Below are 25,623 nucleotides of genomic sequence, written 5' to 3'. Positions count from 1 at the left end.
CTAGTGATGAGGCATACTATCAATAAGTTTGGCTTTCACCATTTTAGCTTTTGTCTCAAGACGTGAGCTAAAAAATACTCCAGATAATGCCGCAACCATTCCAGCCATTGTTGGGATTGTTGCCATTGAAATACCTGATGCCATTAAACGTGCGTTACCCGTACCCTGGTTGGCCATGGTTTCAAAAACCGAGATCATACCAGTAACAGTACCAAGTAAGCCTATTAAAGGACAAACAGCTACTAATGTCTTAATCAACAACATACGCTGATCTAATTTTTCAGACGCTTCAGAAATCCATGCTTCACGGATTCTGTGTGCGTACCAAGACGTAGTGTCTTGGCGGGCATCCCACTTTGCTACAATTTCTTTCGCTGTGCGAGGAAATTCTGCAAGTAGGAACCAATAGCGCTCAATCATTAAAACCCACATAAGAAAGAGTGCTATCGCGACCACGTATAAAACCTGGCCGCCTGTGCCAACAAAATCCCTGATAGATTCCCATATCTCCATCAGGACTAGCATTAGGCTTTCTCCTTCTCCGCGTGAGTAGCAACGATACCCGCGCTTTGCTCATCAAGGATGTGTAATACCGACTTACTACGACCAGCTACAAGAGCATGAAGTAGAATTAGTGGTAATGCAGCAATTAGACCTAGCGCTGTAGTTACAAGTGCTAGAGAGATGTTACCTGCCATGATCTTCGGATCACCCGTACCGAACAATGTGATTGTTTGGAACGTTAAGATCATACCGATTACTGTACCTAGTAGACCTAGTAACGGTGCGATTGCAGCAAGAATCTTAATTATATTGATACCAGCTTCAATGCGTGGCGTTTCACGTAGAATCGCTTCATCAAGTTTAAGCTCAAGGTTTTCAACATCTTGGTTCTTGTTGTCATGGTACACTTTAAGAATACGACCCAGTGGGTTATTTGTATTCGGTGTAGCAACATTTTTAAGCTGGCTCTTAATCTTACTAGTAGTAAGTGTAAGGTCAACAAAGCGGATTAGAGTAATTAGCATACCTAGGCCAAGTAAAGCCGTGATGATATAACCAACTACGCCACCTTGATGGAAGTATTCCATAAGGGTCGCTTTTTGAGTGTTGATACGTAAGATAGCACCACGAGTCGGATCTATGTAAACACCAGCGTAGTTATCTGGTGATGTATTTTCTAGAGCCGTGATACCGTCTAAGATATAACCGTCTGGTTGCTTACCTAGAGGCTGGATAGACTTAGTCTCTGGTGAATAAATTAAGTAACCATCGTCTGTAACTAAGTTAAAGTTACCGATACGTGTTACTTTTTTCATTGACGGGTTACCGTCAAGACCAGCAACTTCAGTTTCAAAAGTTGAAACTTTAGCTGATTCTGTCATTTCAGTTTGAAGTGAAATCCAAAGTTCTTCAAGTTCGCGAACTGTAGGAAGTTCTTTAGCAGCTGCTAACGAACGTAAGATTTCAGCACGACCTGGTTTTTCAGCACTAACTAGTGACGCTTCGATAGAACCGATAGCATCTTGAGCTGCACGACGTACAACACCAAACATCTCACCTAAAGTACCTTGGGCACTTTGAAGAGCTGCTTCTTTTTCAGCTAGCGTATTTTCGTTTTGTGCATATTGCTTAGCTAAGCTTTCACCACGAGACTTCTCAGAAGCAAGTTGGCTTTTAGCTTTGTTAAGTAATGCTTGCTTGTCAGCACGTTCTGATAAGAACTCTTGCTCACGTTGCTTATTGATTTTACCTTCAGAGATACGCTCTTGCTTTACTTGCTCAAGAATTTTATCTAGAGCTCCAGTATTTGCATGTGCATTAAGCGCGGTACCTGCAGAAACAGTTAGTACTGCTGCAACAGCAAAACCTTTAAATAGTTTCTTCATTATTGATTACTCCGCGCCAAAGATAGGTAGTTTAACAAGTTCTAATGTCGCTTGCTTACGCGCCATACGAATAACTTCTTTAACAGGTTTTAGGTATTCTTCGCCTAATTCTTTCCACTGTTTAGTGTTGTTATCCCACACCCAAGCATGTTTCAAGTCAAAAGACTGAGCAACGTAAGTGATACGACCTAACTGACCGATATCAACGTTAATGCTTTTACCATCAACTTCTAGAGTACCTTGTGAAGCAGATACAAGAGAGCTGTATGCTGTTTCAATAGTGTAAGCTTCAAGTACTTGACGGAATTTTTCAGACGTCGTTACAGACGCAGAAACCATGATCTCACGTAGTCTTTCAACACGTCCTAAACGCGTTTCAAGATTAAATGGAACGTCCGCTTTGATGAATTGCTCAAGCGTATCGATCATGCGATACATCAAAGGCACAACGTTTTGTTTAGTGTTATCAATAGTCGCGATTTGACGATCAAACGATTCAATTGAAGCGTTTTGGCTATCAACCAAGCGCGACACGTGATCGTTATACACTTTCATAAGTTCAGTCTCATCAACAACGCTACGGTACTCAGCGATTAGCTCCTGAGTTTGACCATATACATTGTCAATTTTAGTTTGAGACTTAACCGCAGCCTTTTGAATTTGTTGACCTGCTTTTTGCACGTCATTCAAAGGATCTGCAATCACATTGCTGCTTGCAAATGCAAATGCGCCAACCAACGCAGTTGCTACAAGACTCTTTCTGATTTTAACAGACATAGTTCCCAACCAATTAAGTAATGTTACTTTTATAATTTAATTATCCTCCGAGGAGAACAACCCTGATATCTTTTAATAGATATCAACCTTCCAATAATGCTAAATGCAATTAGCGCTGTCAACTTGATGTTTACTAATCTCAGTAAATAAATAGCTAAGTTAATGCTTAAACGAAAGTACCAGCCCACAACAGTTAACATTATTGCAACGAAGCTTTTTCTTAATATTTCTATTAAAGCCTTTTAAGGGGTGTATTTATTCGCATTGCACTGACATAAAACAACATTATTGCAACATTTAGCTAAAGCTGAATTCGCACTGAAAAAAAACTAAAAAAAATATAAATTGATATAACAAAAGTTATTTTTTACACGATTTTATCGTGTTTTATCACCTCAGTTACACTTCATCTGAAAAAACAAACCATTTGTCGCACAAAAAAACAACACTGGATAATCTTTAATATCGGATACTCACGCTTTATATACTTAACTTTTAAAGCTATTTTAAAACGTGTTTTTCCATAAATAGTAATAATAAACTCAACAATGCATTTCTTTTATCAGCATAAAAGCTTTTGATAATTAAACAGGTTGTATTTACCGCTTTAAAGTATTCTTTAATACTATTTTAACGTTAAGGTTAATTCAGTAATTAAGTTAATCATGAAGAGTTACCCTACTTTATTAGTAATACACTATAAATGAAGCTTTACGTTCACATAATAAAGTAATAGAAGCACCTAGAAGCCCTTATCAATGAGTAGCCTTCGTCACACAGAGTAAGCTTGAAACAGAATTTGCATGGATTGATATTGAGCATCGATTTTATTTAAGCTGGTATCAGGCCCATTGAATAAATTCTTATGAATGGCTTTTAAAAGTATTAGAGGATTGTTTTGTCCGTTAGATTATTGGTTGTTTAGCTTTGCAAAGATAGAATGTTTGAGTAGTTTTTTAAGTTTAAAAAAAGGAGAATTTGAGGTATGAAATAAATAGATTTAAGGAAGGGGAATTATGGTGAAACAGAAACCTGCTTCACCAAGATGAACTAGAGTTCACATAATAAATTATGCTGCTTCTACGTTCTCAGCTTCAGGGCCTTTTTGACCTTGTTTGATGCTGAATGTCACTGCTTGACCTTCGCTAAGAGTGCGAAAACCAGAACCAGTGATTGCGCTGAAATGTACAAACACGTCAGGACCATTTTCTTGTTCAATGAAACCAAAGCCTTTAGCTTCGTTGAAAAACTTTACTTTACCAGTAACCGACATACTAAATTTTCCTGTAAGTCAATAATTAAAATTCAGCCATATTATTATGGCAATATCCTCCCTGAGTCAATGCTCAAAAATATGGAGGTACAGTACAGGAACAAGTAATAACCTAACCGGTAACCTTAAACGCAGCACAATATCCGTAAATTCAATACATAAAAACTCAAAGCAAGGTAAGATTAACACATTATATTTTTTTTCGCTCTATTAATTAGGAATTATTTCTTAAAAATATAAATTTGTTTTAAATCGCCTTTAACTGACTAATTTACAAGCAAAAAACTATAAGTATTATTGTAATATTTATTGCTGTAAGCGAGATCAAAAGCCACCTACAACCACCCTGTCGTCGAATTACGCTTCAATAATATCAAAAGCACAAACAAAAAAGCCGCATTAAAAATTAAGCGGCTTTAGATTTAAATATATTATTGGCTATTCGACAGACCAATCCATTGTATTTTCAGCCTTTATAGGCACAACTTCAGAGTCGCCCAATGTATAACTTGCAGGTACTTTCCACGGCTTTCTTTGTAATGTAATTGTATCTGTATTACGCGGCAATTCGTAAAAATCAGGGCCAAAGTGGCTTGCAAACCCTTCAAGCATGTCCAAAGCTCCTGCATCCTCAAATGCTTCAGCATATAATTCAATAGCGGCATGAGCCGTGTATGCACCAGCACACCCACAAGCTGCTTCTTTTTTATCTTTATAATGTGGTGCAGAGTCAGTTCCTAAGAAGAATTTTTTATTTCCACTTATTGCTGCAGCCATTAATGCTTGCTGGTGAATGTTACGCTTGAGAATTGGCAAACAGTAATAATGTGGGCGAATTCCACCCGCTAACATATGATTGCGGTTATAAAGCAAGTGATGCGCTGTAATTGTTGCCGCTACATTGCTAGGTGCATTAACTACAAACTCTACTGCATCTTTAGTCGTAATATGCTCGAGTACAATTTTAAGCTCAGGAAAGTCATTTACTACATCTCCTAAAATTGTATCCAGAAATACTTTTTCACGGTCAAAAATATCAATCGACGAATCTGTCACTTCCCCATGCACTAACAGCAACATGCCTACTTCTTGCATTGCTTTTAAAGCTGGATAAATATTTTTTACTGATGTAACACCCGAGTCAGAATTAGTGGTAGCGCCAGCAGGGTAAAGCTTAGCTGCTACTATTTTACATGTCGCTTTAGCTTTTATTATTTCATCTGGTGTAGTTTTATCCGTGAGATACAAAACCATTAATGGCTCAAAGTTGCCTTGAGGATTTGCAGACATAATGCGTTCTCTGTACGACAATGCCGTATCTGTGCACGTTGCTGGCGGAACAAGGTTTGGCATAACAATAGCGCGGCCCATGTATCTGCTAATATCGCGTACAGTGTCTTTTAACTGGTCACCATCACGTAAATGTACATGCCAGTCATCAGGGCGAGTGATAGTAAGGGTTGTTACAGAGTTTGTATTATTGCTTGTCATTACTTTGTTCCACGGCTGAATTTATCCGATCATAGGCATATGATGTTTTCGAGTAAAGATTTTATTAAAAATAAAGTTTTTATATGGATAAAATTACTGAGGTACTATTTAAAAACACCAATGAACAAATTCAATGTTATTAGCTTATTGTAATGATTTATGATTAATTAAAACTCGCTATCTTAAAACTTTACAGTGTATTGAAACCACTCATCGCTTTAATTTGTACAAAAATCCAAGATTAGGTTAACTTAACTGCGAATTTAAAAATAAAAAGAACAATATAAATTGCCTATGTCTTATAAAACCGATGCTACTAGAGCGCTTGAGATAAAAACTGATCAACTAAGTATCATTAATCAATTTTCATCTAGCCTATTGCAACTCGATACATTAGAAGAATTGTTTGAGTATGTTACAACGCACGTTGTAAATCGCTTAGGGTTTGTTGATTGTGTCATATATCTAGCTGACAATAATGCAAATACATTAAACCAAGTTGCATCAATGGGTATTGCACACGCGCGGGACAAATATCAAGCGGAACGTAAAATAATACGTTTTAGTGAAGGTATAACGGGCGCTGTTGCAACGACCGGAAAAGCGGTAATTATTAACGATGTAACGAAAGACAGCCGTTATATCGCTGATGAACGCCCTGCTCAATCAGAACTATGTGTCCCCCTTATATATAAAGAACAAGTTTTAGGTGTTATTGATTGTGAGCACCCTATCAAGGGTTATTTTACCAATGCACACCTTGAAATTCTTACAACAGTTGCTCACTTACTCAGTGCCAAAATTAACCAGGTTAATACAGTAAACAACTTACAAAAAACAGTTGAGCAACTCAACAATGCACAAAAATTAGAAAACAGCTTATTACAAATCGCTAACCTAACTTACAAAGCGAATGACCTAGATACATTTTTTAAAGCCTTGCATTCAATCATAAATAACTTACTTCGAGCCGATAACTTTTTTATCGCTCTATACGACAAAAAAGTAGATATACTTGACCTCGTTTACATAGTCGAAGAAGGCATAAACACTAAAACTCATCAAAAAATATCTAAAGAACAACTTAAAGATACCGCTTCATATTACCTTCTAAAAACAGAGCAAACCCTATTACTTAACAAAGATGCCTTTCAAAGTCACATTAATAACGGTGATTTTAAAATGGTAGGTCGGCAATCTGAGTCTTGGTTAGGTGTTCCATTTCAAACAAGTGATCGTATAAGCGGGGTTATCGTTGTACAAAGCTACGATAAAACACTGCATTACAACGAACACGATAGTGCTCTTCTAACGTATGTAAGTCGCCAAATAAGTATGGCAATTGATAGGCAATTAGCCCGCCAAGAACTTGAGCACAAAGCATTACATGACGAGCTTACAGGCCTTGCTAACCGCTCACTACTCATTGAACGTATAAAACATGCTATTTTACGTTTAACGCGTGCTAAAAAGAGTACTAGCCATGCCCTGTTGTATCTAGACTTTGACCGTTTTAAAAGTATTAATGATTCGCTCGGGCATGAAGTTGGGGACCACTTCCTTATAAAAATATGCGACTTGATTAAAGGTACAGTACGAAGCACGGATACATTTGCACGTTTAGGCGGCGATGAATTTGCAATTTTTATGGAAAACATCACGCATAAAAACCAAGTTAATGAAGCTTTAAACCGCATTAAAAACGCGTTATCAAAACCTTTAAATATAGATAACCACCTACTCCAAGCATCAACGAGTATTGGGATTGCCTATACAGATAACGTAAACGACAAAGCTTATATATTACTGCAACAAGCTGATGCTGCTATGTATGAAGCTAAGTCAACCGGACGTGGTCAGGTAAAGTTTTTTAATAACACGATGCGTAAAAAACTTAAAACCCATGCCGATATAGAAAACGACTTACAACACGGTATTGAACACAACGAGTTTGAACTCTATTTTCAGCCAATTTTCACAATTAATACCAGTGAAGTTATCGGCTTTGAAGCACTTGTTCGTTGGCACCACCCTACAAAAGGGTTTGTACCCCCTAATGACTTTATACCGATAGCTGAAACTACAGGGCAAATTATAAATCTTGATTTACATTTACTTGATTTGGCGGCCCAGCATATTTCAAATTGGCACCAACAAGGCCATCGCTTTTTAAAAGTCACCGTTAACGTATCGTCACGACACTTTGCAAGCCTCGATTTTGTAGCGCAAATACATTCCATTTATAATAAGTATCAATTACCTCTAGGTTCTTTGTGCTTAGAAATTACCGAATCTGGCTTAATAGAAAATCTAGAACTCGCCACTCAAATAATTGAAGGTCTCTCACCTTTAAAAGTAAAGTTATGTCTTGATGATTTTGGAACAGGTTATTCAGCACTAGGCTACTTGCACCAACTGCCTATTCATATTTTAAAAATAGATAAAAGCTTTATTGACCATCTACAGGATTCTACTAACCCACTTGTTGAAGCCATTTTATCACTTGCGCAATCATTAAAACTTGAAGTTGTAGCTGAAGGAATAGAAACAGTTGAGCAATTAACTATTTTGCAATCCACCGCGTGCGACTATGGCCAAGGCTTTTTAAAATCAAAACCTGTTACTGCCAAAGAAGCCATATTACTAATTAATAAACCCTTATAAAAAGAGCCAGCGAGTAGGTCGCTGGCTTAGGTATTACGCATATACTCACCCATTGAGCTAAACTTAAGCTATAAGGCAAAACGACTCTAGCTTTTAAATCACAATCTAAATTATGCATTCAACAAATCTCACCTCATACCGTTATCAACATGGTTAATACCAATCAGCAATAATACTTAATCATTTTGCGGGGCTAAACGTGTTGCTACCGGCGTTAAAAATTTCTCATTTACGACTGCATGGATGCTGAAGGTAGAGCAATGCAGGAGCAATTGCCGAGAGCAACTAAATAGCGAATTTTTTGCCTATCTAACATCACGTTTTCCACCCTCAAAATAGATCTCTTAATTAAGCGGATTGTTATAAAACTCACGCTGAGCTAAAACGCACAGCAATCGTTATATTTAAAATACAACATGAAGCAAACTCATCTAAAACTCATCAAACCAGTTTTCAAATGACTTTTATTATTACTAACTCTAATATTTTCACGATTCATAGCGATAAATTGCAATAAAACGCATAATTTTAGCCATCTAGACGTTGAAACGTTTTTTATATAGGCGTAGTATGTAATTAATCTGAGCTGAACTCACTTTTTCCATGAGAATTTTTAAAGATGATTGGTATTAAACATTTAAAAACCATAGCAACCCTAAAAGAAACAGGATCTTTGGTTAATACAGCACGAGAGTTATTTTTGACACAGTCTGCTTTATCTCATCAAATCAAAGATTTAGAGAATAAATTGGATTGCCAATTATTTGAGCGTAAAACTCAACCAGTCCGCTTTACCCCTCAAGGAATGCTATTACTTGAATTAGCTCACGAAATATTGCCAAAAATGGAAGCGACTAAATGTCGTTTAAAAGAAAGCTTAAACCAGCCTATTTCTCAACTGCGTTTGAGCGTGGAATGCCATGCATGTTTTCATTGGTTATTACCTACTATTAAAGAATTTAATAACTTTTGGCCTGATATAAAAATTGATTATGAACGTGGCTTTAGTTACGACGCTATTCCTGACTTACTAAGCGATGAGCTCGATTTAGTTTTAACGTCTGACATACGCGAACCCAACACATTAGAATACGCGCACTTATTTGATTTTAAATTGAAGCTTATTGTGGCGCCGGATCATGAACTTGCTAAAAAAGCGTATGTAACAGCGCTTGATTTAAAAAACGAAACTATTATTTCATACCCTATTCCGCGTGAACGCCAAGATATATTTAAGCATTTCATTCAAAATGCTCGTTTTGACGGTACATTAAAAACGGTTGACCAAGGACTACTTATTTTTCAACTAGTAAGTGCTGGAATGGGCGTTGCCGCTTTACCTGATTGGCTAGTTACACCTTATGAAAGCCAAGGCTTAATTAAATCAATTCCTTTGGGCGCTCTTGGTCTTACTCGCCCTATGTATTTAGCGATGAAAAAAGACATGAAAGATAACCCTGTTTATCGTCACTTTTTAAATACCTGTAAGCTAAATAACGGTCGATAATCATCAATATAATAAGTAATATCGCTGTAATTAACTCTACAGCGTTTAACTCTTATGTTTGTTATTAAAAAAATGATTGGTGGTTTACTTATGCCACTGCCTCTATTTGGTTTATTTGCGTGCCTGATGCTTCTACTGGCATTTAAAGGCCGCAAATCAGCCCTCTTCTTGTCTACTTTAAGCTTAATTGTATTACTTGCATTGAGCACACCCTTTATCGCCAATTTAATTATCCAAAATAATGAACCAGCGTCGCTTGCATTTAATGCCCTAAAGCATCCAAAAATAGACAAAATAGTTGTACTAGGTTGCGATATAAACCCAAATTCGGCTTTAAGTTCAAATAATCAATTAGGTAATTGTGCGCTAACGCGCTTAGTCGAAGGTGTAAAACTGGCGAAACACTACCCTAATGCAGAGCTTATAGTTTCAGGCGGGGGTTATAAAAATACCACTAATAGCGGGCTTATGTATCAAACGGCAATTAGTTTAGGCGTTAATAAGAGCCGTATTTTCCAAAATCCAAAAGCAATGGACACAGGTGAAGAAGCTAAATTACTGGCATCAAAATTAGTCGACTTTAAAGTTGCACTAGTAACATCTGTACTGCACATGCCACGCGCAAAAGACTTATTTAATGCTCAAGGTATTGAAGTAGTTACCGCAGCCACTGATTATCATAATTTTACAGCGCTGCCGTGGAGCAAACAGTTTATTCCCAACGCTCATGCCTTACTTGTGGTTACGCAATACAGTCACGAAGTAGTAGGAAATATATGGATAAGTTTGCGCCGCTGGATAGATCCAGAGGCGCTGTAACTTATTTAGCCTAATTAAACTGGGTTATCTATGTCTATAAATGTCACATCAAAACCATGCTCTTGAGCAAGTAACTCACCTAGTGCTTTTACACCATAGCGCTCTGTTGCATGATGCCCAGCTGCAAAAAAATCAATGTTTTGCTCACGAGAACTATGAATTGTCTGCTCCGATGCTTCACCCGTTAAATAAGCATCAATGCCTTGATCTGCTGCTAAGTCAATATATCCTTGCCCACCACCAGTACACAGTGCAATGGTTTCTATTTTAGCTGAGCGTACTAAGCTTGTGAGCGGGGTTCGATTAAGCACTTTTGCAATTTTATCTGCAAAATTTTCACCACTTAATGGTGTTTTTAAACGCCCTTTCATTGCTACGCTATTTGAAGTTGGCTCTAGCCCTGTTTCAATTTCAATATCTAATAACTTTGCAAGTTGTGCGTTATTGCCAACTGCTGGATGAATATCGAGTGGTAAGTGATAGCCGAATAAATTAATATCGTTTGCTAGTAGCGCGCCTATGCGACGCTTTTTCATACCCGTTATTGGTTGAGATTCCCCTTTCCAAAAAAAACCATGATGAACCAAAATAGCATCTGCTTGTTGCTCAATGGCAGCTTCTATTAAAGCTTGACTTGCGGTTACACCCGTCACAATTTTTTTAATTTCGTTTTTACCTTCGACCTGTAAGCCATTTGGGCAAAAATCTTTTATTAAATGAGGTTTCAAAATGTCATTTAGGAGTTGGTTAAATTCTCTACGTTGCATACAACTTACCTTACTTAGCACTGAATTTTGTGCAAATTTTGGCGTTTATAGGCCTAAAATGGAAGGAAAATCGCAAAAAATTGAAAAACTGTTTTAAAATAGGTATAAATACCTCTTCTTTATCTGTGTTCACAACGTATAGGGTCTCTGATGAGCAAACTAGACAAAACAGAAGTGTTATCTGCCTTTGAAGCAGCGTACGAAACTGCCAATGGTAAAAAACCTGAAATCACAACCAAACCTGGTTGGTACAGCATTGATGGCGGTAAAAATTTACGCCTAGCTGACGTAGCAGAGCTTACTAAAAAATTAAACTCTGGTAAAACAACTAAAACGAAAAAACCAAAAGCAGCTGCTCCTGTTAAAGCACAGAAAAAAGCGCCATTCACTGTTGTTACCGAAAATGAAGAAGGTTACACAGCGGAAGAACTTTGGATTGTAATTTTAGCTCGTAAAGATCATGACTGTCGCTTACCGCGCGGTGTTGTTTAATCAACATTTATGATTTTTAAAAGAAACCGCGTTAAGCGGTTTTTTTATATCCGTTATTTGCCAAAAACATAAAGCTTTATAAGTTGTGTAAGGCTAAAAAAAGCGGCTATGTAGCCGCTTTAAAAAGTTTAAAATAAATTACAGTTCTTCAAAATAAAGTGGTTCGCGTTCTTTTTTACCCACTTCATTCATTGTCTCTGCATTGAATAGTCGACCATTGATCATGGTGTAATCTACTTTATCCGAATCTCGAATATTTTTAAGCGGATCGCCATCTATAACCATTAAATCAGCCAGTTTGCCCACTTCAAGCGAGCCTACGTTTTTATCAAGTCCTAAATACTTAGCCGGATCGAGTGTTGAAGCACGTATTGCTTCAAGCGGTGTCATTCCACCTTGTGCAAACATCCACATCTCCCAATGTGCACCTAAACCTTCACGCTGACCGTGCGCACCTAAGTTAACGAGCACACCTAAGTCTTGTAACTCAGCAGCAACACGTGCGTTATTAAAGTGGTTATAGTGATGATCGGGCGCTTTAACTCGGCGCATAGAGCGTGGTAATAATTGATTTTTTGGCACAAATTTACTTAAACGCGGGTGATTCCACACATCAGTTTTATCGTACCAGTAGTTCTCACCCCAAATGCCGCCATAAGCGACTACAAGAGTTGGCGTATAACCAACATCACTTTGCGACCATAACTGCTTTATATCGTCGTAGATGTGCTCTACAGGGATTGAGTGCTCAATACCTGTGTGTCCATCTACAATCATACTCAAATTATGTTGTAATAATGAGCCACCTTCAGGGACAACCATCATTTCAAGTTCACGGCCTGCTTCAATAACTTGTTGGCGCTGCTCTCGGCGTGGCTGGTTATACGATTTAACACTAAACGCCCCTACTTTTTTAAGGCGCTCTAAATGAAATTTAGCATCGTCTAACGAGTCAATATGCGACGTATAACCTGGCATATTTGCGCCATATAAAATAGTACCCGTTGAGAAAATACGCGGGCCAACAATCATGCCTGCCTTTTGCATTTCGCTTGCGGTAAATATTTCTGAGGTATCGTTTGATGGATCGTGAATTGTAGTTACACCCAGCGCTAAACCTGCAAAGTTTTTCCAGTTTTGCTCAGGTATAATTTCACCGCTTGCTTGCGAGCCATGTGCATGAGCATCAACAATACCAGGCATAATAGTTTTACCTGTTACATCAATAACCTCAGCACCTTTAGGGATGCTTATATCGCTTGCTGTACCAATTGCTTTAATATGCTTGCCATCAGTGATAATAACACCATTTTCAATAACCTTTTCGCCGTCCATAGTTATAATTTTTGCACCAGTGAGCGCAATCATGCCTTTAGGCTCTGCCATTTTTTTACTGAAACCGATATTATCGCCACTTTTCACTTTAAAGTCGGCATCTTCGGCTTTGTTAATGGCAAACATCCCCTCAAGGCTTGCATGATAAAGCTCAGGCCCTAATGTCCAATAAAGTTTGTTGCTCTTAGCACTCCAACTAATGTTTTCACCAGCACGTACCGATAACTGCTCTATTGGAAATTGACTATCTTTAGGCCCAATATTAATTGTTTTACCACTTTGAACAAACGGCGTTACAAATACTTTAAATCGCTCAGCAAAAGCCAGATATTGCCCATCTGGTGATACTCTAAATTCTGTCGCATGTTCTGACTCGTACAGTTTACGAACTTTTTTACTTTCAAGCTCAACTACGCTAAGCGTTGGTTTTGGCCAAGGACTCATTATAAAAACGCGATCGTTTGCATCTCCAAATTGTGGTTGATAACCACTTTTTGAAATAAGCTCACTTTTACCGCCTTTTGCGCTTACGCTATAAACCCCCGGATTAAGTGACCACTTAGGGTTTAAAATACTGCCGCCAGTGGCTTTTCGATAAACAACCGTCTTTCCATCTGGGCTAAAAGTTGGCTCTACATACTTGCCTGGCTGCGTTGTAATGGTATCGCCACGGCCACTGCGCGCAGACACAACCCTTACAGACCCTTGTTTGTTATCATCCCATGTGGTGTAAACTATTTTTTTACCATCGCGAGAGTACTGTGGAAATAATTCGTAATGATCAGTTTGCTTTGTTAAACGCTTAATTTTACCTGACTCTAAATCACGTTTATAAATATGCCCAAGCGCTTCAAAAATTGCCGTTTCGCCATCTGGGCTTACTTGTACATTACGTAGCATTTTTACATCAAACTCATCAGTATCTAAGTTTTGTGTAAAGCGCACCGCTTTTTGAATTTTTTTACTTGTTTGCACTTTAAAAGGAATGGTTTTAACAGATTTGTCTGCAACATCTAGCTTGTGAATTGTACCACCAGCCCAAAACACCAGTTCTTCGTTATCTGGTGTCCATGCAATGGTTGGGTATACACCATGAATAGCCCATGTTTCTTGCATATCTCGCTCAAGCTTATCGTAAAGCTTAGTGTGCTCACCGCTGGTTAAGTCATATAAATAAAGACTAGTTTGAAAGTCATCACGCTTTATATAAGCAAGCTTTTTACCATCAGGTGACGGTGTAGGCCTAATGGCACCGCCCATCGTATCGATTATGGTTTCAATTTCACCCGTTTCACGGTCGTAGCGCTTAATTTTATAAATGCCCGCTACAGAATCCTTTGAATAATGAAAGGTTTTACCGGGTGTTGCATCATGCGAAAAGTATACATAACGACCATCCGGTGAAAACATTGGCTCACCTAAATCTTTTTGATCGTTCTCGCGTTTTGTAAGCTGTACGCCCTTGCCACCCGCTTTGTGATACAACCACACTTCACCTGCTCCCAATGAGCGGCTAGCTGTAAAGTGTTTACGCGCAACTAAGTAGTCGCCATCAGGACTCCATGCAGGGCTATTTAGTAATCTAAAGGTTTCATCGGTAACAGCGTGTTGGTTTTCGCCTTTTAAGTCCATTATCCAAATGTTATCGCCACCACCTTGGTCGGAGGTAAACGCAATACTTTTGCCGTTAGGACTAAAGCGTGGTTGCATTTGCCATGCAATATCAGAGGTGAGCTTTGTAGCTGTACCACCACTCATTGGCATAGTGTAAATATCGCCAAGTAAGTCAAACACCACGGTTTTACCATCAGGGCTAATATCTATATTCATCCATGTGCCCTGCTCAACGCTAATTGCAGCGTCAACAAATTGCCCCTTAGGTGAATCTACTTGCCATTTTTGTTCGTCTTTTTCAGCGGCATTTACCTGCCCTATCGCTAATGACACCGACACCGCCAATACTGTATGAAGCATTTTTTTCATGCGTTTCTCGCTTGTTATTGTTGCAGTAAAAACTATTTCACATGATTGCAACAAAAACAAACGCAACTTGCCAGCGTTATATGATAAAGCGCGGTTTATGTAGGTTTAATGCCAAACAATAGGGTCAAATTGATAGTAATTAACTAGCATACTGTAAATTTCAGGATCGTATCGGCGAAGCTCTGCGGGTTTTTCGAGGAAGGTTTCGGTGAGTACAGCAAAAAACTCAGCTTCGTTAGTCGCACCATAGCTGTGAATAACATGCGGCATGCTATAGGCAACATGACTTTTTAACTGGGTGAAAGCACGGCTAAATACTCGGCCCCACTCTTTGTAATCTGCTGAGCTTTTTAAAATGGGCGTACCCGTTGTTTTACCTGTTTCCTGATCAAGTTGATGCGCAAACTCATGAAATACCAGGTTATGTCCATCGCTTGGTAAACGATTACCTTCAAGCACGTCATGCCAACTGAGTACAAGTGTGCCGCCAGGCCATGACTCGCCTAGTCTTACCGTATTGTGGTAACTCACAAGTCCTGCACTATCGCGAGTTGATTGCGGAGCATAATAAGCACTTGGGTATAATAAAATTTCTTTTACATTTCTATATAACGGCCACGGTTTATTGAGTACTAATACACATGCATCGGCGGCAACAATTAACTTCATTGCAGACGTTAGCCTTAAGCCATCACAACCGACAAAGCGTTTTTCGTTTAAAAACCACGTAATATGTCGCTCTAACTTTTCTCTGTCAGCGTCGGTCATTTTTTTATAGATGGGCATGCAACGCAGTAAAATATCTTTTTGCTGCGAATTTAAAGCAAAATCTTTATATTTACTGCGCCATAATCGGTTTTGAATTGATGGCCAACGCCAGAAAATCACCACAAAAAGAATTAAAACAACAATTAACAGTCCATTTATCATGGGGATTTCCTGAGCTAAGGTATGGTATATAAATATGTCCAGCACACGTTCTTTTCAAGCATACAAGGTTATGTATTTGAATAAACAGTAATTCACATCGCATTGCTTATAGATTACTTATAGATTACTTATAAATTGTTTACTGCTTTGCACTGCCGTTACTGATGTGTTTAAAGTTAACCTTTGCAAAAGGTATCAAATGTACCCTGCAATGTGCTTATAAATTTCGCTACATGCAAACCATCCATTAATGAGTGGTGTACATCGATAGCTAAAGGCATTGTGCCTGTGTGTTTATCAAACTGACCAAATACAAATTTAGGAATGCCTAAACTCTCCCCTTCACTAAATGCATGCGAAAACGCACTAAAATTCAGCCACGGCAAAACAGATATATGAATTAAATCGGCCTGCCCTTCTGTTTGAGCAAATGCATCAGAAAATAACGGCTGTAATTTCGCTTTTTTGCTTACGTCACTTGCATGATTTGCAAACTCTTTAAAATCGCTTGCGCTGTTAAAATAACTAAAAACAAACGTATCGTTTTCAGACAACTCAACCACACTTGCGCGAACACTGTTAAGTAGCCATGGCTTACTATCTATTATACGTAGCATTATTGAATCGTACTCATGGCACGCTTTTAAGGTGCAATATACATATGCTTGAAAAAAAGAAAATTGATTGGTTTTGCAATAGTCGTAAAGTGCTTGAGCATCTAAACGCACACACACATTAAAATAAGGCTGAGAAAAGTGTTTAAATAATTCAAAGTGTTGCTTTCTAGGCCAATTATCTAAATCGATAGGCTGCATGAGAGAAGTTGAGGGAGTCATAATTTGCCGCACAAAATTAAAAATAAAGTGTACCGCTGTTCAGTAACAATTGCATTAACTTAGAGATAAACAAAAGGCGTGCAATTGCACACCTTTATTGCATTTTAGCTTAAATTTATAAACCGTTTTTAATGATCTCTTGCGCTAATTCGTCAGCAATTAAATGCGTTGATTTTTGCTCTTTTTCGCTACGGGCAAAGATTTCAGTTAACGTATTAAAAATACCTTCAACATGTTTATTAGACGCTGCTGCACTGTAACCTTCTGGCGCTGTTTCGTAATAAACATTAATAATACCACCGGCGTTAATTACGTAATCTGGTGCATATAAAATGCCTTTTTCACGAATAACTTCACCGTGGCGAGATTCTGCCAGCTGATTGTTAGCACAGCCTGCAATAATAGTCGCTTTTAAACGCGGTATCGTTAAATCGTTAACGGTTGCACCTAATGCACAAGGTGCATAAACATCAACATCTAAGTCGTAAATGTCATCAATGCCAACCGCAGTTGCACCAAAATCACTTACTACACGGTCAATGGCAGCTTGGTTAATGTCAGTTACAAACAACTCAGCGCCCGCATCATGTAAATGTTTACATAAACCATAAGCAACAGCACCTAAACCTTGAACAGCCACTTTTACGCCTGCAAAATTTTGATGGCCACGTTGATGCTGTAGCGCTGCTTTAATTCCTAAAAACGTACCGTATGCTGTAAATGGCGATGGGTTACCACTTTTACCTTCAAGACCCAGTACGTAATTAGTTTCTTTATTCATAATAGCTACATCAGCACATGTGATGTTTACATCTTCTGCTGAGTAATAACTGCCATTTAATCGCTCTAACTGACGGCCAAATGCACGAAATAATTGCTCAGATTTAATTTCTTTCGCATTACCTATAATCACAGATTTACCGCCACCAAACGGTAAGCGCGCAACTGCATTTTTATAAGTCATGCCCTTTGATAAACGTAGCACGTCATAAACAGCATCTTCGTCGTTCGCATAGTCCCACATTCTACATCCGCCAACTGCGGGACCTAGGTTGGTATTATGTACAGCAATAATTGCTTTTAAACCCGACTCTTCATCAGAACAAAAAACCACTTGTTCATGGTTATCAAATTCAACTCGATTAAACACAGCCACTTAAAATACTCCGAAATAGTTAACCCGTGAGAGGGTATGCGCGCTGGAAATTGCCGAGACTTTACCACTTCATATACGTGTTCGCTATACTCACAGATGATAAAACCAATGAAAACATTAAGCTTAAATTAAATAACCTAATTAAAACTTTTATATAGATAAAAAATTCAAAAAACCGTAATTTGTAAGTTTTAAATACTATAAATATAAGAACCTCACTAACTTACGTTTACGTACACGTAATACAGCGTTTGTGTGTAAAGTTTAATATACAAGTGCTGCTTGCCCGCCACGTACTGCTGCCTATAGGTTTCCAGTAAAAAGTGAGCTTTTTCGCAAACTGGTCAGAGCTGTAAACTTGGTAATGACTCTATTTAAAAAAACAAAAAAGCGAGCACTAGGCTCGCTTTCTAAAAATACCAAAACGTACGTTATTTTAGCTTGCTATCAAGCTCTTCAATTTTAGCTTTCCAGATTGCAGGGCCTTGTGTATGCGCATTGGCGCCTTCACTATCTACTGCAACAGTCACTGGCATATCTTCTACTTCAAATTCGTAAATAGCTTCCATACCTAAATCTTCAAAAGCAACTACGCGTGCTTTTTTAATCGCTTTAGATACTAAGTAAGCTGCGCCGCCTACAGCCATTAAATAAACAGATTTATGCTCTTTAATAGACTCAACCGTTGCAGGGCCACGTTCAGCTTTACCAATCATGCCTACAATGCCTGTTTTTTCTAGCATCATATCGGTAAATTTATCCATGCGAGTGGCTGTTGTAGGGCCAGCAGGACCAACTGCTTCATCGCGTACCGCATCCACAGGGCCTACGTAATAAATAAATTTATTATCAAAGTCTACGCCCTCAGGTAAACCTTCACCTGAGTTGATCATATCTTGCAAACGTTTATGCGCTGCATCACGACCTGTTAAAATAGTGCCCGAAAGTAAAACGGTTTCACCCATTTTCCATTCTTGAACATCTTTTTTAGTCAGTGTATTTAAATCAACACGACGTGTGCCTTCGCCCACTTCAAATGTTACTTGTGGCCAATCTTCTAGTTTAGGTGCTTTTAAATTAGCAGGGCCAGAACCGTCAAGCGTAAAATGTACATGGCGAGTTGCCGCACAATTTGGGATCATTACTACAGGTTTTGAAGCGGCATGCGTTGGTGCCGTTTTAATTTTAACATCAACAACCGTTGTTAAACCGCCTAAGCCTTGTGCGCCAATACCTAATTTATTAGCACGGTCAAAAATTTCTAAACGCAGTTTTTCTTCAGTTGTCTCTGCGCCGCGTTCCATTAGTTCATGGATATCAACCGGATCCATTAACGACTCTTTAGCCATTACTGCCGCTTTTTCAGCCGTACCACCAATACCTATACCTAGCATGCCTGGCGGACACCAACCAGCACCCATTGTTGGTAGTGTTTTTTCTACCCATGCAGCAACATCATCTGACGGGTTTAACATAACCATTTTACTTTTGTTTTCAGAGCCGCCGCCTTTAGCCGCAACCATTACTTCTACTTTTCCACCCGCTACTAAATCAATATGCACAACCGAAGGCGTATTATCTTTAGTATTTTTACGCGTACCAGCAGGGTCTGCAACAATAGATGCACGTAAAGGGTTATCTGGATTCAAATATGCACGACGAGTACCTTCATCAACCATTTGTTGAACGGTTAAATCTGTTTTATCCCACTTAACATCCATACCTACTTTAACAAAACAGGTAATAATACCGGTGTCTTGGCAAAGTGGACGCTTGCCTTCAGCCGACATGCGTGAGTTAATTAAAATTTGTGCAATGGCGTCTTTAGCCGCTTTACTTTGTTCTTTGTTGTACGCTTTTTCGAGTGCTTGAACAAAATCAAGTGGGTGATAGAACGAAATATATTGCAATGCATCTTCAATGCTATCAATAAAGTCTTGCTGACAAATTGTACTCATAGTGGTTCCTTAAGTTACCGTTACGCGTTGTCGCGTAATCTAAATCAAACCGGTGACGGTGGTTTGCACTGTTTTTTGCAGCTTAGTGCTGCCAAAAAATTTGACTTATGATACCCTCCCAGCCCGTTTCGAGCCAGTTCTTAAAGGGGCAGTAAATGCTAAACAATAAAAAAAATTGTATTAAATTAGGCATAACACAAAACTGCATTGACGTTTTTACGCATTTTTCACATTTGCCCTATGCAATTCTATTAGATTCTGCAAATAGTAATCATATAAACAGTCGTTTTGATATTGTTGCCATTGAGCCGCAAAGTACCCTTGAAGTAAAAAATAATAAAAGCTTTTTAAATAATATAGAAAGTAGTGATAACTGCTTTGAAATTATGAATAATGAGCTTTCGCATCTTGATAAAACAAAAGCCGATTACGATTTACCCTTTAACGGCGGCTGGCTTGGCTACTTTGGCTACGACCTAGGGCGTACAATTGAAAACATCCCCACTCATGCTATTGAAGACATTAATCTTCCCCAAATGGCTATTGGCCTTTATTTAGATGCCCTTATTTACGACAAGCAGCAACAAAGCTGGTTTTATGTATCGCAGCCAAACACCAATAGATTATCGCTTTATGAGCAATATTTAAATACACACGTTAACTCTCAAGTTAATACGCAGTCCTTTGCCCTAAACAGCGACTGGCAATCAAATATGAGTAAAGAAGAATACGCTACAAAATTTGCTCAAATTGAGGAGTATTTAAAAAGTGGCGATTGTTACCAAATTAATTTAGCGCAGCGCTTTAACGCTCAGTTTGAAGGCTCCCCTTGGGCAGCTTATATTAAATTGCGTGAAGCAAATAAAGCGCCGTTTTCGAGCTTTATAAATCACCCTCAAGGGGCTATTTTATCGATTTCCCCTGAGCGCTTTATATCTGTAAATAATAACGTTGTAGAAACCAAACCTATTAAAGGCACACTGCCACGAAAAGCGGATGCACTGGAGGATCAACGCCAAGCCCAAACACTCGCAGCATCAGCTAAAGATCGCGCTGAAAATGTAATGATTGTTGATTTACTACGTAACGACTTAGGCAAAGTGGCAAAACCTGGCAGCGTTCACGTCCCTTCCCTTTTTGCTATTGAAAGCTTTCCGGCAGTGCATCATTTAGTCAGCACGGTCACCTCAGAACTTGATGAAGGTAAAACAGCGGTCGATCAGCTAAAAGCGGCTTTTCCGGGTGGCTCAATCACCGGTGCGCCAAAAATTAGAGCGATGGAAATAATTGAAGAACTAGAGCCGCATCGCCGCAGCATTTATTGTGGTTCAATAGGTTATTTAAGTGCATGTGGAAACATGGACACCAGTATCACTATTCGTACCTTGGTGTGCCACAAAGCGCAAATTTACTGCTGGGCAGGCGGCGGAATAGTAGCTGATTCTAAAGTCGAATTGGAATATCAAGAAACTTACGATAAAGTAAATAAAATCCTCCCTTTATTAAAACAGTAGGTCGCTTTGAATAGTGAACACATTATGGCGCGGTTTCTGTTAAGCCCTACAGCTTCGCCAAACCAGTTAAAAGACACGCGTAAAAAACGCGCTAGCGCTGTTATGCTGCCAATTATTGATATAGACAACCATGCACATATTTTACTGTGTAAACGCCCTACTTATTTACACCATCACCCTGGGGAGATTTGTTTGCCCGGAGGTAAGTTTGAAGTAAGCGACATTACCCTTCGCACCACAGCCCTTCGCGAACTAAAAGAAGAGCTAAATATTGCCCAAAACAACGTTAATGTATTAGGTCACTTACCTGAGTATTCAACATTAACGGGTTTTAGTATTAGCCCCTATGTGGGTTTACTTAATAAAGGCACCACCTGGGAAAATGACTATAATGAAGTACAAGCGAGCTTTTTACTCTCTGTCACTGAGCTAAATAACGAAGCTAACTGGCAACCCTTACCTTTTCAACGATTTGGGAAAACGGTTATTTTGCAAGGTTTTAAAACGCCACATGGTTTACTTTGGGGTGCGACTGCAAGCATTATAAAAAACTTTACAAAACAACTCGCCTTACCAGTTTAAATCTTCGTTATTAGTAGTTACACAATCACAATTCCACGTTATCATGCTCGACCGTTCAAAGAGCAGCTTCGTGCTGATAAAACAAAGTAGAGACACACACATTATGATCAGTGCATTTGATATGTTTAGCATTGGTATTGGCCCTTCGTCATCACACACCGTTGGCCCAATGCGCGCATCACGCTTATTTGTTAATGACCTACAAGAACAACAATTATTAGCAAATGTTACCGATATTAAAGTAGAGCTTTATGGCTCTTTGGGTCAAACAGGTGTTGGCCATGGTTCGGGTAAAGCCGTAATTCTTGGTTTAGCCGGTTACGACCCTGAAACTATAGATGCCGATTTAGTCGACGACATTTTAGCGACCATCGAACAAGATCAGGTTATTTATTTAAACAAGACACATAAAGCTAAGTTTCCAAAACAAGGTGCTATTGTTTTTCATCGTCGCAAAACGCTGCCTAAGCACTCTAATGCAATGGAAATTATCGCTTCAAACAACGGCGAAAAAGTTTACAGCAAAGTTTATTACTCTATCGGCGGTGGCTTTATTGTGACTGACGAAGAGTTTGAAAACGAAAAACAAGCAGCCCTCGATATTAGAGAAGAAAACCCAGCTCCTTTCCCTTTCAGTAGCGCAAAAGAGCTACTAGAGATGTGTAAAGAGTCAGGGCTTAGTGTTTCAAGCTTGATGATGAAGAACGAAAAAACACTGCGCACTGAAGATGAAATAAAAGACACGCTGTTTCATATCTGGAAAGTAATGATGGCCTGTATTGAGCGTGGTATGCGTACCGAAGGTATTTTACCTGGCGGCTTAAAAGTAAAGCGCCGTGCGCCAAGCCTATACTTAAAACTAAATATAGAGGTCAGTAACGACCCACTTCGTGCAATGGACTGGGTTGATTTATTTGCCCTTGCCGTAAACGAAGAAAATGCGGCAGGTGGCCGTGTAGTTACCGCACCAACTAATGGTGCTGCGGGTATTTTACCGGCTGTGCTTATGTACTATCACACATTTGTGAAAGAAGTAGACCGCGATATAGCCACACGTTATTTATTAACGGCTGCTGCTATTGGTATTTTATATAAAAAGAATGCCTCTATATCGGGTGCTGAAGTAGGTTGCCAAGGTGAAGTTGGCGTTGCGTGCTCTATGGCAGCAGGCGCATTAACAGAAATTGTTGGTGGCAATGTTGTGCAAGTAGAAAACGCAGCAGAAATTGGTATGGAACATAATTTAGGCCTCACGTGCGACCCTGTTGGTGGCTTAGTACAAGTACCGTGTATTGAACGTAATGCAATGGGCGCGATTAAAGCAATTAATGCCTCACGTTTAGCTATTCGTGGCAGTGGCGAGCAAAAGGTATCACTTGATAAAGTAATTAAAACCATGCTTGAAACCGGCAACGACATGAAAACCAAATACAAAGAAACCGCTCGCGGTGGATTAGCAGTTAATATTATCGAATGTTAATCAGCTCGCTATAAAAAGAAAAAGCTGCCTATTTTAAAATAGGCAGCTTTTTTATTGTTCGTTCAATGCAATCACCTTATTTAACGGGTAACTCTATATCTGCAAATAACTTATCTACGTCATCTTGGTTACGTAACAAACTTGCTCGCTCCACGCGTTCTTTAGTTAAGTGCGGTGCAAAACGTTCAATAAAATCATACATGTAAGTACGTAAAAAGCTGCCCTTTCTAAAACCAATTTTGGTCGTGCTAGCTTCAAATAAGTGGCTTGCATCAATACACACTAAATCGGTATCGCTCACTTGATCTATCGCCATTGAAGCGACAACACCAACTCCTAAACCCAGTCGTACGTATGTTTTTATAACATCAGCATCGGTTGCAGTAAATACAATGTGTGGTTCAAGTCCGTGTGCGCTAAATGCTTTATCCAACTCTGAGCGGCCCGTAAAACCAAATACATATGTAATGAGTGGATATTGGGCAATATCAGCAACGGTTAAACTATTTGCCTTTTTAGCGAGCGGATGATCTTTAGCAACAACAATACTGCGGTTCCAATGGTAGCAAGGCAGCATAACTAAATCTGAATACAAATGCAGTGCTTCTGTTGCAATAGCAAAGTCGGCATCACCGCGTGCTGCAGCATCCGATATTTGCTGTGGAGTACCTTGGTGCATATGAAGCGATACCGCAGGGTATTTTTTCATAAACCCTTGAATCACGTTAGGCAAAGCATAACGAGCTTGGGTATGTGTTGTGGCAATATTTAACTTACCTTGATCAGGTAGCGTATGCTCATTAGCAACGGCTTTAATACCTTCTACTTTGGAGAGTATTTCACGAGAAATATTAATTATATCTTCGCCAGCACCGGTTACATGCGTTAAATGTTTACCACTGCGACCAAAAATTTGTACACCCAACTCATCTTCTAACATGCGTACTTGTTTAGAAATTCCTGGCTGCGAGGTAAATAAACTCTCAGCAGTCGCTGAAACATTTAATTTATGATTTTGTACTTCTACGATGTATCTGAGTTGTTGTAATTTCATGGCTGCAAATTTTAACGTTATTATTCATATTATTTATAAAGGCAATACCGCTTAAAACCAAGTGTTATTTACGTAAAATATCACTTTAGGTCTTTAGGTGTGCAATTATCTGATTAGAGCTCAAGGCTAGCATAATAAATATGCTTGAGGTAGCGATGTTTATTCAGCTTTAGTTTATAAGCCCTTAGGGTGACTACAGTTTATAAAGAGCTCAACCTATCAGTTTTTTGGTATATTTTTTAAGTTAATCGGCGCAAAGCTACCCTGTTAACGTATATTTAATGTAAGATTAAATAATTAGGTTATATATCCGAGAATTACACCATGATCGTTTCTATTATAATAGTGCTTATAGTTGCATTGATTGTGATTGCACTTTGGGTAAGTGCTGTACAACAACACAAAGAAAAACAAGAGGCAGAACGCCGCAAAGAGCTTACAAAACAAAAAGCTATAATAGAAGAAACTGAAGAAGCGCTAATGAATAGTGCTAACATACCCCTATCTGAGAATCTAATTCGTACGTTACAACGCCGTATTTACGAAGCTTTGAATACAATGGTTAATAACTCGCAAACATCTAAAGCACTTAAAAGCCGCTTAAGTGAAGCGAAAACGCACTTATCTAATCCAGTTAAAGATAATAGCAGTGAAGCTTTAACGCTACCGAGTAATGACAAGCAACTAGTAGGCCTAATTCAGGGCATTAAAAAATTACGCTCAATTTTACGCTCTGAACACAGTAAAGGTCGTATTGACAGCCAAGTTTTTGTTTTAGAAGATAAACGTCTTGAAAAACTACAACTGCGTATTAATATCGAAAGCCAAATAAAGCGTGGCTTATCTGCCCGCTCAGCAAGTATGGTTGGCTCTGCAAGGCAGTATTTTGAAAAAGCACAGGCAACGCTCAATGCAGTTACATACACCGATGAATATGTAACAACAAAACGCCAAGAAGTTGAAGGTTACTTAGAAGCAATTAGTGTTGAACTTAGAGCTTCTAATGCAAGCGCACTTAAAAAGAAAACAGAAGAAGAGCAAGACGACTTAGATATATTGTTTGCTCCTAAAAAGAAATGGTAGCGTTTTTATACTAAAATAAGTATTAAAAAAGCC

Annotated in this window: 20 protein-coding genes; 8 read left to right on the top strand and 12 right to left on the bottom strand. The window is 38.8% G+C overall.

Features of this window, described 5'->3' with window-relative positions:
• The 5 genes from QT16_RS06785 to pyrC all read right to left on the bottom strand — a co-directional run bounded on the left by QT16_RS06785 (nt 1) and on the right by pyrC (nt 5,430).
• A complete protein-coding gene (locus tag QT16_RS06785; RefSeq protein ID WP_002961709.1) occupies nt 1-525 on the bottom strand; it encodes a MotA/TolQ/ExbB proton channel family protein in 525 nt (174 codons plus the stop codon).
• Nucleotides 525-1,889, bottom strand: a complete 1,365-nt coding sequence (locus tag QT16_RS06780) for a MotA/TolQ/ExbB proton channel family protein (RefSeq protein ID WP_002961707.1) — start codon at nt 1,887-1,889, stop codon at nt 525-527. Before QT16_RS06780 ends, QT16_RS06785 begins: the two co-directional genes overlap by 1 nt.
• 6 nt (nt 1,890-1,895) lie before the next feature.
• A complete protein-coding gene (locus QT16_RS06775; protein WP_024590812.1) occupies nt 1,896-2,666 on the bottom strand; it encodes a DUF3450 domain-containing protein in 771 nt (256 codons plus the stop codon).
• 1,069 nt (nt 2,667-3,735) lie between these two features.
• On the bottom strand, nt 3,736-3,939 hold the full coding sequence (locus tag QT16_RS06770) for a cold-shock protein (protein WP_002961702.1): 204 nt from the start codon (nt 3,937-3,939) through the stop codon (nt 3,736-3,738).
• 438 nt (nt 3,940-4,377) lie between these two features.
• Nucleotides 4,378-5,430: a dihydroorotase gene (pyrC, locus tag QT16_RS06765; RefSeq protein ID WP_039487391.1), complete on the bottom strand. Its 1,053-nt coding sequence runs from the start codon at nt 5,428-5,430 to the stop codon at nt 4,378-4,380.
• Nucleotides 5,431-5,724: 294 nt separating this feature from the next.
• On the opposite strand from pyrC, the gene QT16_RS06760 reads away from it, so the two are divergent.
• The 3 genes from QT16_RS06760 to QT16_RS06750 all read left to right on the top strand — a co-directional run bounded on the left by QT16_RS06760 (nt 5,725) and on the right by QT16_RS06750 (nt 10,420).
• Nucleotides 5,725-8,094 carry a bifunctional diguanylate cyclase/phosphodiesterase gene (locus tag QT16_RS06760; protein WP_039487387.1) on the top strand — a complete coding sequence of 790 codons (2,370 nt, stop codon included), beginning with the start codon at nt 5,725-5,727 and terminating at the stop codon, nt 8,092-8,094.
• Between the two features lie 619 nt (nt 8,095-8,713).
• The gene (locus QT16_RS06755) at nt 8,714-9,601 is read left to right on the top strand and encodes a LysR family transcriptional regulator (protein ID WP_039487384.1); all 888 of its coding nucleotides are present in this window, start codon (nt 8,714-8,716) and stop codon (nt 9,599-9,601) included.
• A gap of 54 nt (nt 9,602-9,655) precedes the next feature.
• On the top strand, nt 9,656-10,420 hold the full coding sequence (locus tag QT16_RS06750) for a YdcF family protein (protein ID WP_039487379.1): 765 nt from the start codon (nt 9,656-9,658) through the stop codon (nt 10,418-10,420).
• A 14-nt stretch (nt 10,421-10,434) separates the two neighbouring features.
• Here QT16_RS06750 and QT16_RS06745 read toward each other — a convergent pair whose 3' ends face one another.
• Complete coding sequence (locus tag QT16_RS06745; protein WP_039487376.1) at nt 10,435-11,187, bottom strand: Nif3-like dinuclear metal center hexameric protein; 753 nt, start codon at nt 11,185-11,187, stop codon at nt 10,435-10,437.
• A gap of 150 nt (nt 11,188-11,337) precedes the next feature.
• Here QT16_RS06745 and QT16_RS06740 point away from each other — a divergent pair, with 150 nt between their 5' ends.
• Entirely contained in the window at nt 11,338-11,679 is a 342-nt protein-coding gene (locus tag QT16_RS06740; RefSeq protein ID WP_002961684.1) for a hypothetical protein, read from the top strand.
• 138 nt (nt 11,680-11,817) lie between these two features.
• Here QT16_RS06740 and QT16_RS06735 read toward each other — a convergent pair whose 3' ends face one another.
• The 5 genes from QT16_RS06735 to QT16_RS06715 all read right to left on the bottom strand — a co-directional run bounded on the left by QT16_RS06735 (nt 11,818) and on the right by QT16_RS06715 (nt 19,877).
• Nucleotides 11,818-14,997 (bottom strand): amidohydrolase family protein, encoded by a 3,180-nt coding sequence (locus tag QT16_RS06735; protein ID WP_039487373.1) that lies wholly within the window; start codon nt 14,995-14,997, stop codon nt 11,818-11,820.
• A 105-nt stretch (nt 14,998-15,102) separates the two neighbouring features.
• Complete coding sequence (locus QT16_RS06730) at nt 15,103-15,927, bottom strand: M90 family metallopeptidase (protein WP_002961680.1); 825 nt, start codon at nt 15,925-15,927, stop codon at nt 15,103-15,105.
• A 176-nt stretch (nt 15,928-16,103) separates the two neighbouring features.
• Nucleotides 16,104-16,742, bottom strand: a complete 639-nt coding sequence (locus QT16_RS06725; RefSeq protein ID WP_082007351.1) for a chloramphenicol acetyltransferase — start codon at nt 16,740-16,742, stop codon at nt 16,104-16,106.
• Between the two features lie 136 nt (nt 16,743-16,878).
• Nucleotides 16,879-17,919 (bottom strand): Leu/Phe/Val dehydrogenase, encoded by a 1,041-nt coding sequence (locus QT16_RS06720; protein ID WP_008138453.1) that lies wholly within the window; start codon nt 17,917-17,919, stop codon nt 16,879-16,881.
• A gap of 431 nt (nt 17,920-18,350) precedes the next feature.
• On the bottom strand, nt 18,351-19,877 hold the full coding sequence (locus tag QT16_RS06715; protein ID WP_007375888.1) for a fumarate hydratase: 1,527 nt from the start codon (nt 19,875-19,877) through the stop codon (nt 18,351-18,353).
• Nucleotides 19,878-20,032: 155 nt separating this feature from the next.
• Between QT16_RS06715 and pabB the strand changes: the two genes are divergently transcribed.
• From pabB to QT16_RS06700, 3 genes are all read left to right on the top strand, one after another.
• Nucleotides 20,033-21,391 carry an aminodeoxychorismate synthase component I gene (pabB, locus tag QT16_RS06710; RefSeq protein WP_039487364.1) on the top strand — a complete coding sequence of 453 codons (1,359 nt, stop codon included), beginning with the start codon at nt 20,033-20,035 and terminating at the stop codon, nt 21,389-21,391.
• A 6-nt stretch (nt 21,392-21,397) separates the two neighbouring features.
• Complete coding sequence (locus tag QT16_RS06705) at nt 21,398-21,973, top strand: NUDIX hydrolase (RefSeq protein WP_039487363.1); 576 nt, start codon at nt 21,398-21,400, stop codon at nt 21,971-21,973.
• A 103-nt stretch (nt 21,974-22,076) separates the two neighbouring features.
• On the top strand, nt 22,077-23,453 hold the full coding sequence (locus QT16_RS06700; RefSeq protein ID WP_024606542.1) for an L-serine ammonia-lyase: 1,377 nt from the start codon (nt 22,077-22,079) through the stop codon (nt 23,451-23,453).
• Between the two features lie 76 nt (nt 23,454-23,529).
• Here QT16_RS06700 and cysB read toward each other — a convergent pair whose 3' ends face one another.
• Entirely contained in the window at nt 23,530-24,507 is a 978-nt protein-coding gene (gene cysB, locus QT16_RS06695) for an HTH-type transcriptional regulator CysB (protein ID WP_002961670.1), read from the bottom strand.
• A 324-nt stretch (nt 24,508-24,831) separates the two neighbouring features.
• On the opposite strand from cysB, the gene QT16_RS06690 reads away from it, so the two are divergent.
• Nucleotides 24,832-25,590, top strand: a complete 759-nt coding sequence (locus QT16_RS06690) for a hypothetical protein (protein WP_033021650.1) — start codon at nt 24,832-24,834, stop codon at nt 25,588-25,590.
• Nucleotides 25,591-25,623 lie beyond the last annotated feature (33 nt).

Origin of the sequence: Pseudoalteromonas distincta, assembly GCF_000814675.1 — a bacterium.
In the GTDB taxonomy this organism is placed as follows: Bacteria; Pseudomonadota; Gammaproteobacteria; order Enterobacterales; family Alteromonadaceae; genus Pseudoalteromonas; species Pseudoalteromonas distincta.
This window is presented reverse-complemented; position numbering and strand designations above follow the sequence as displayed.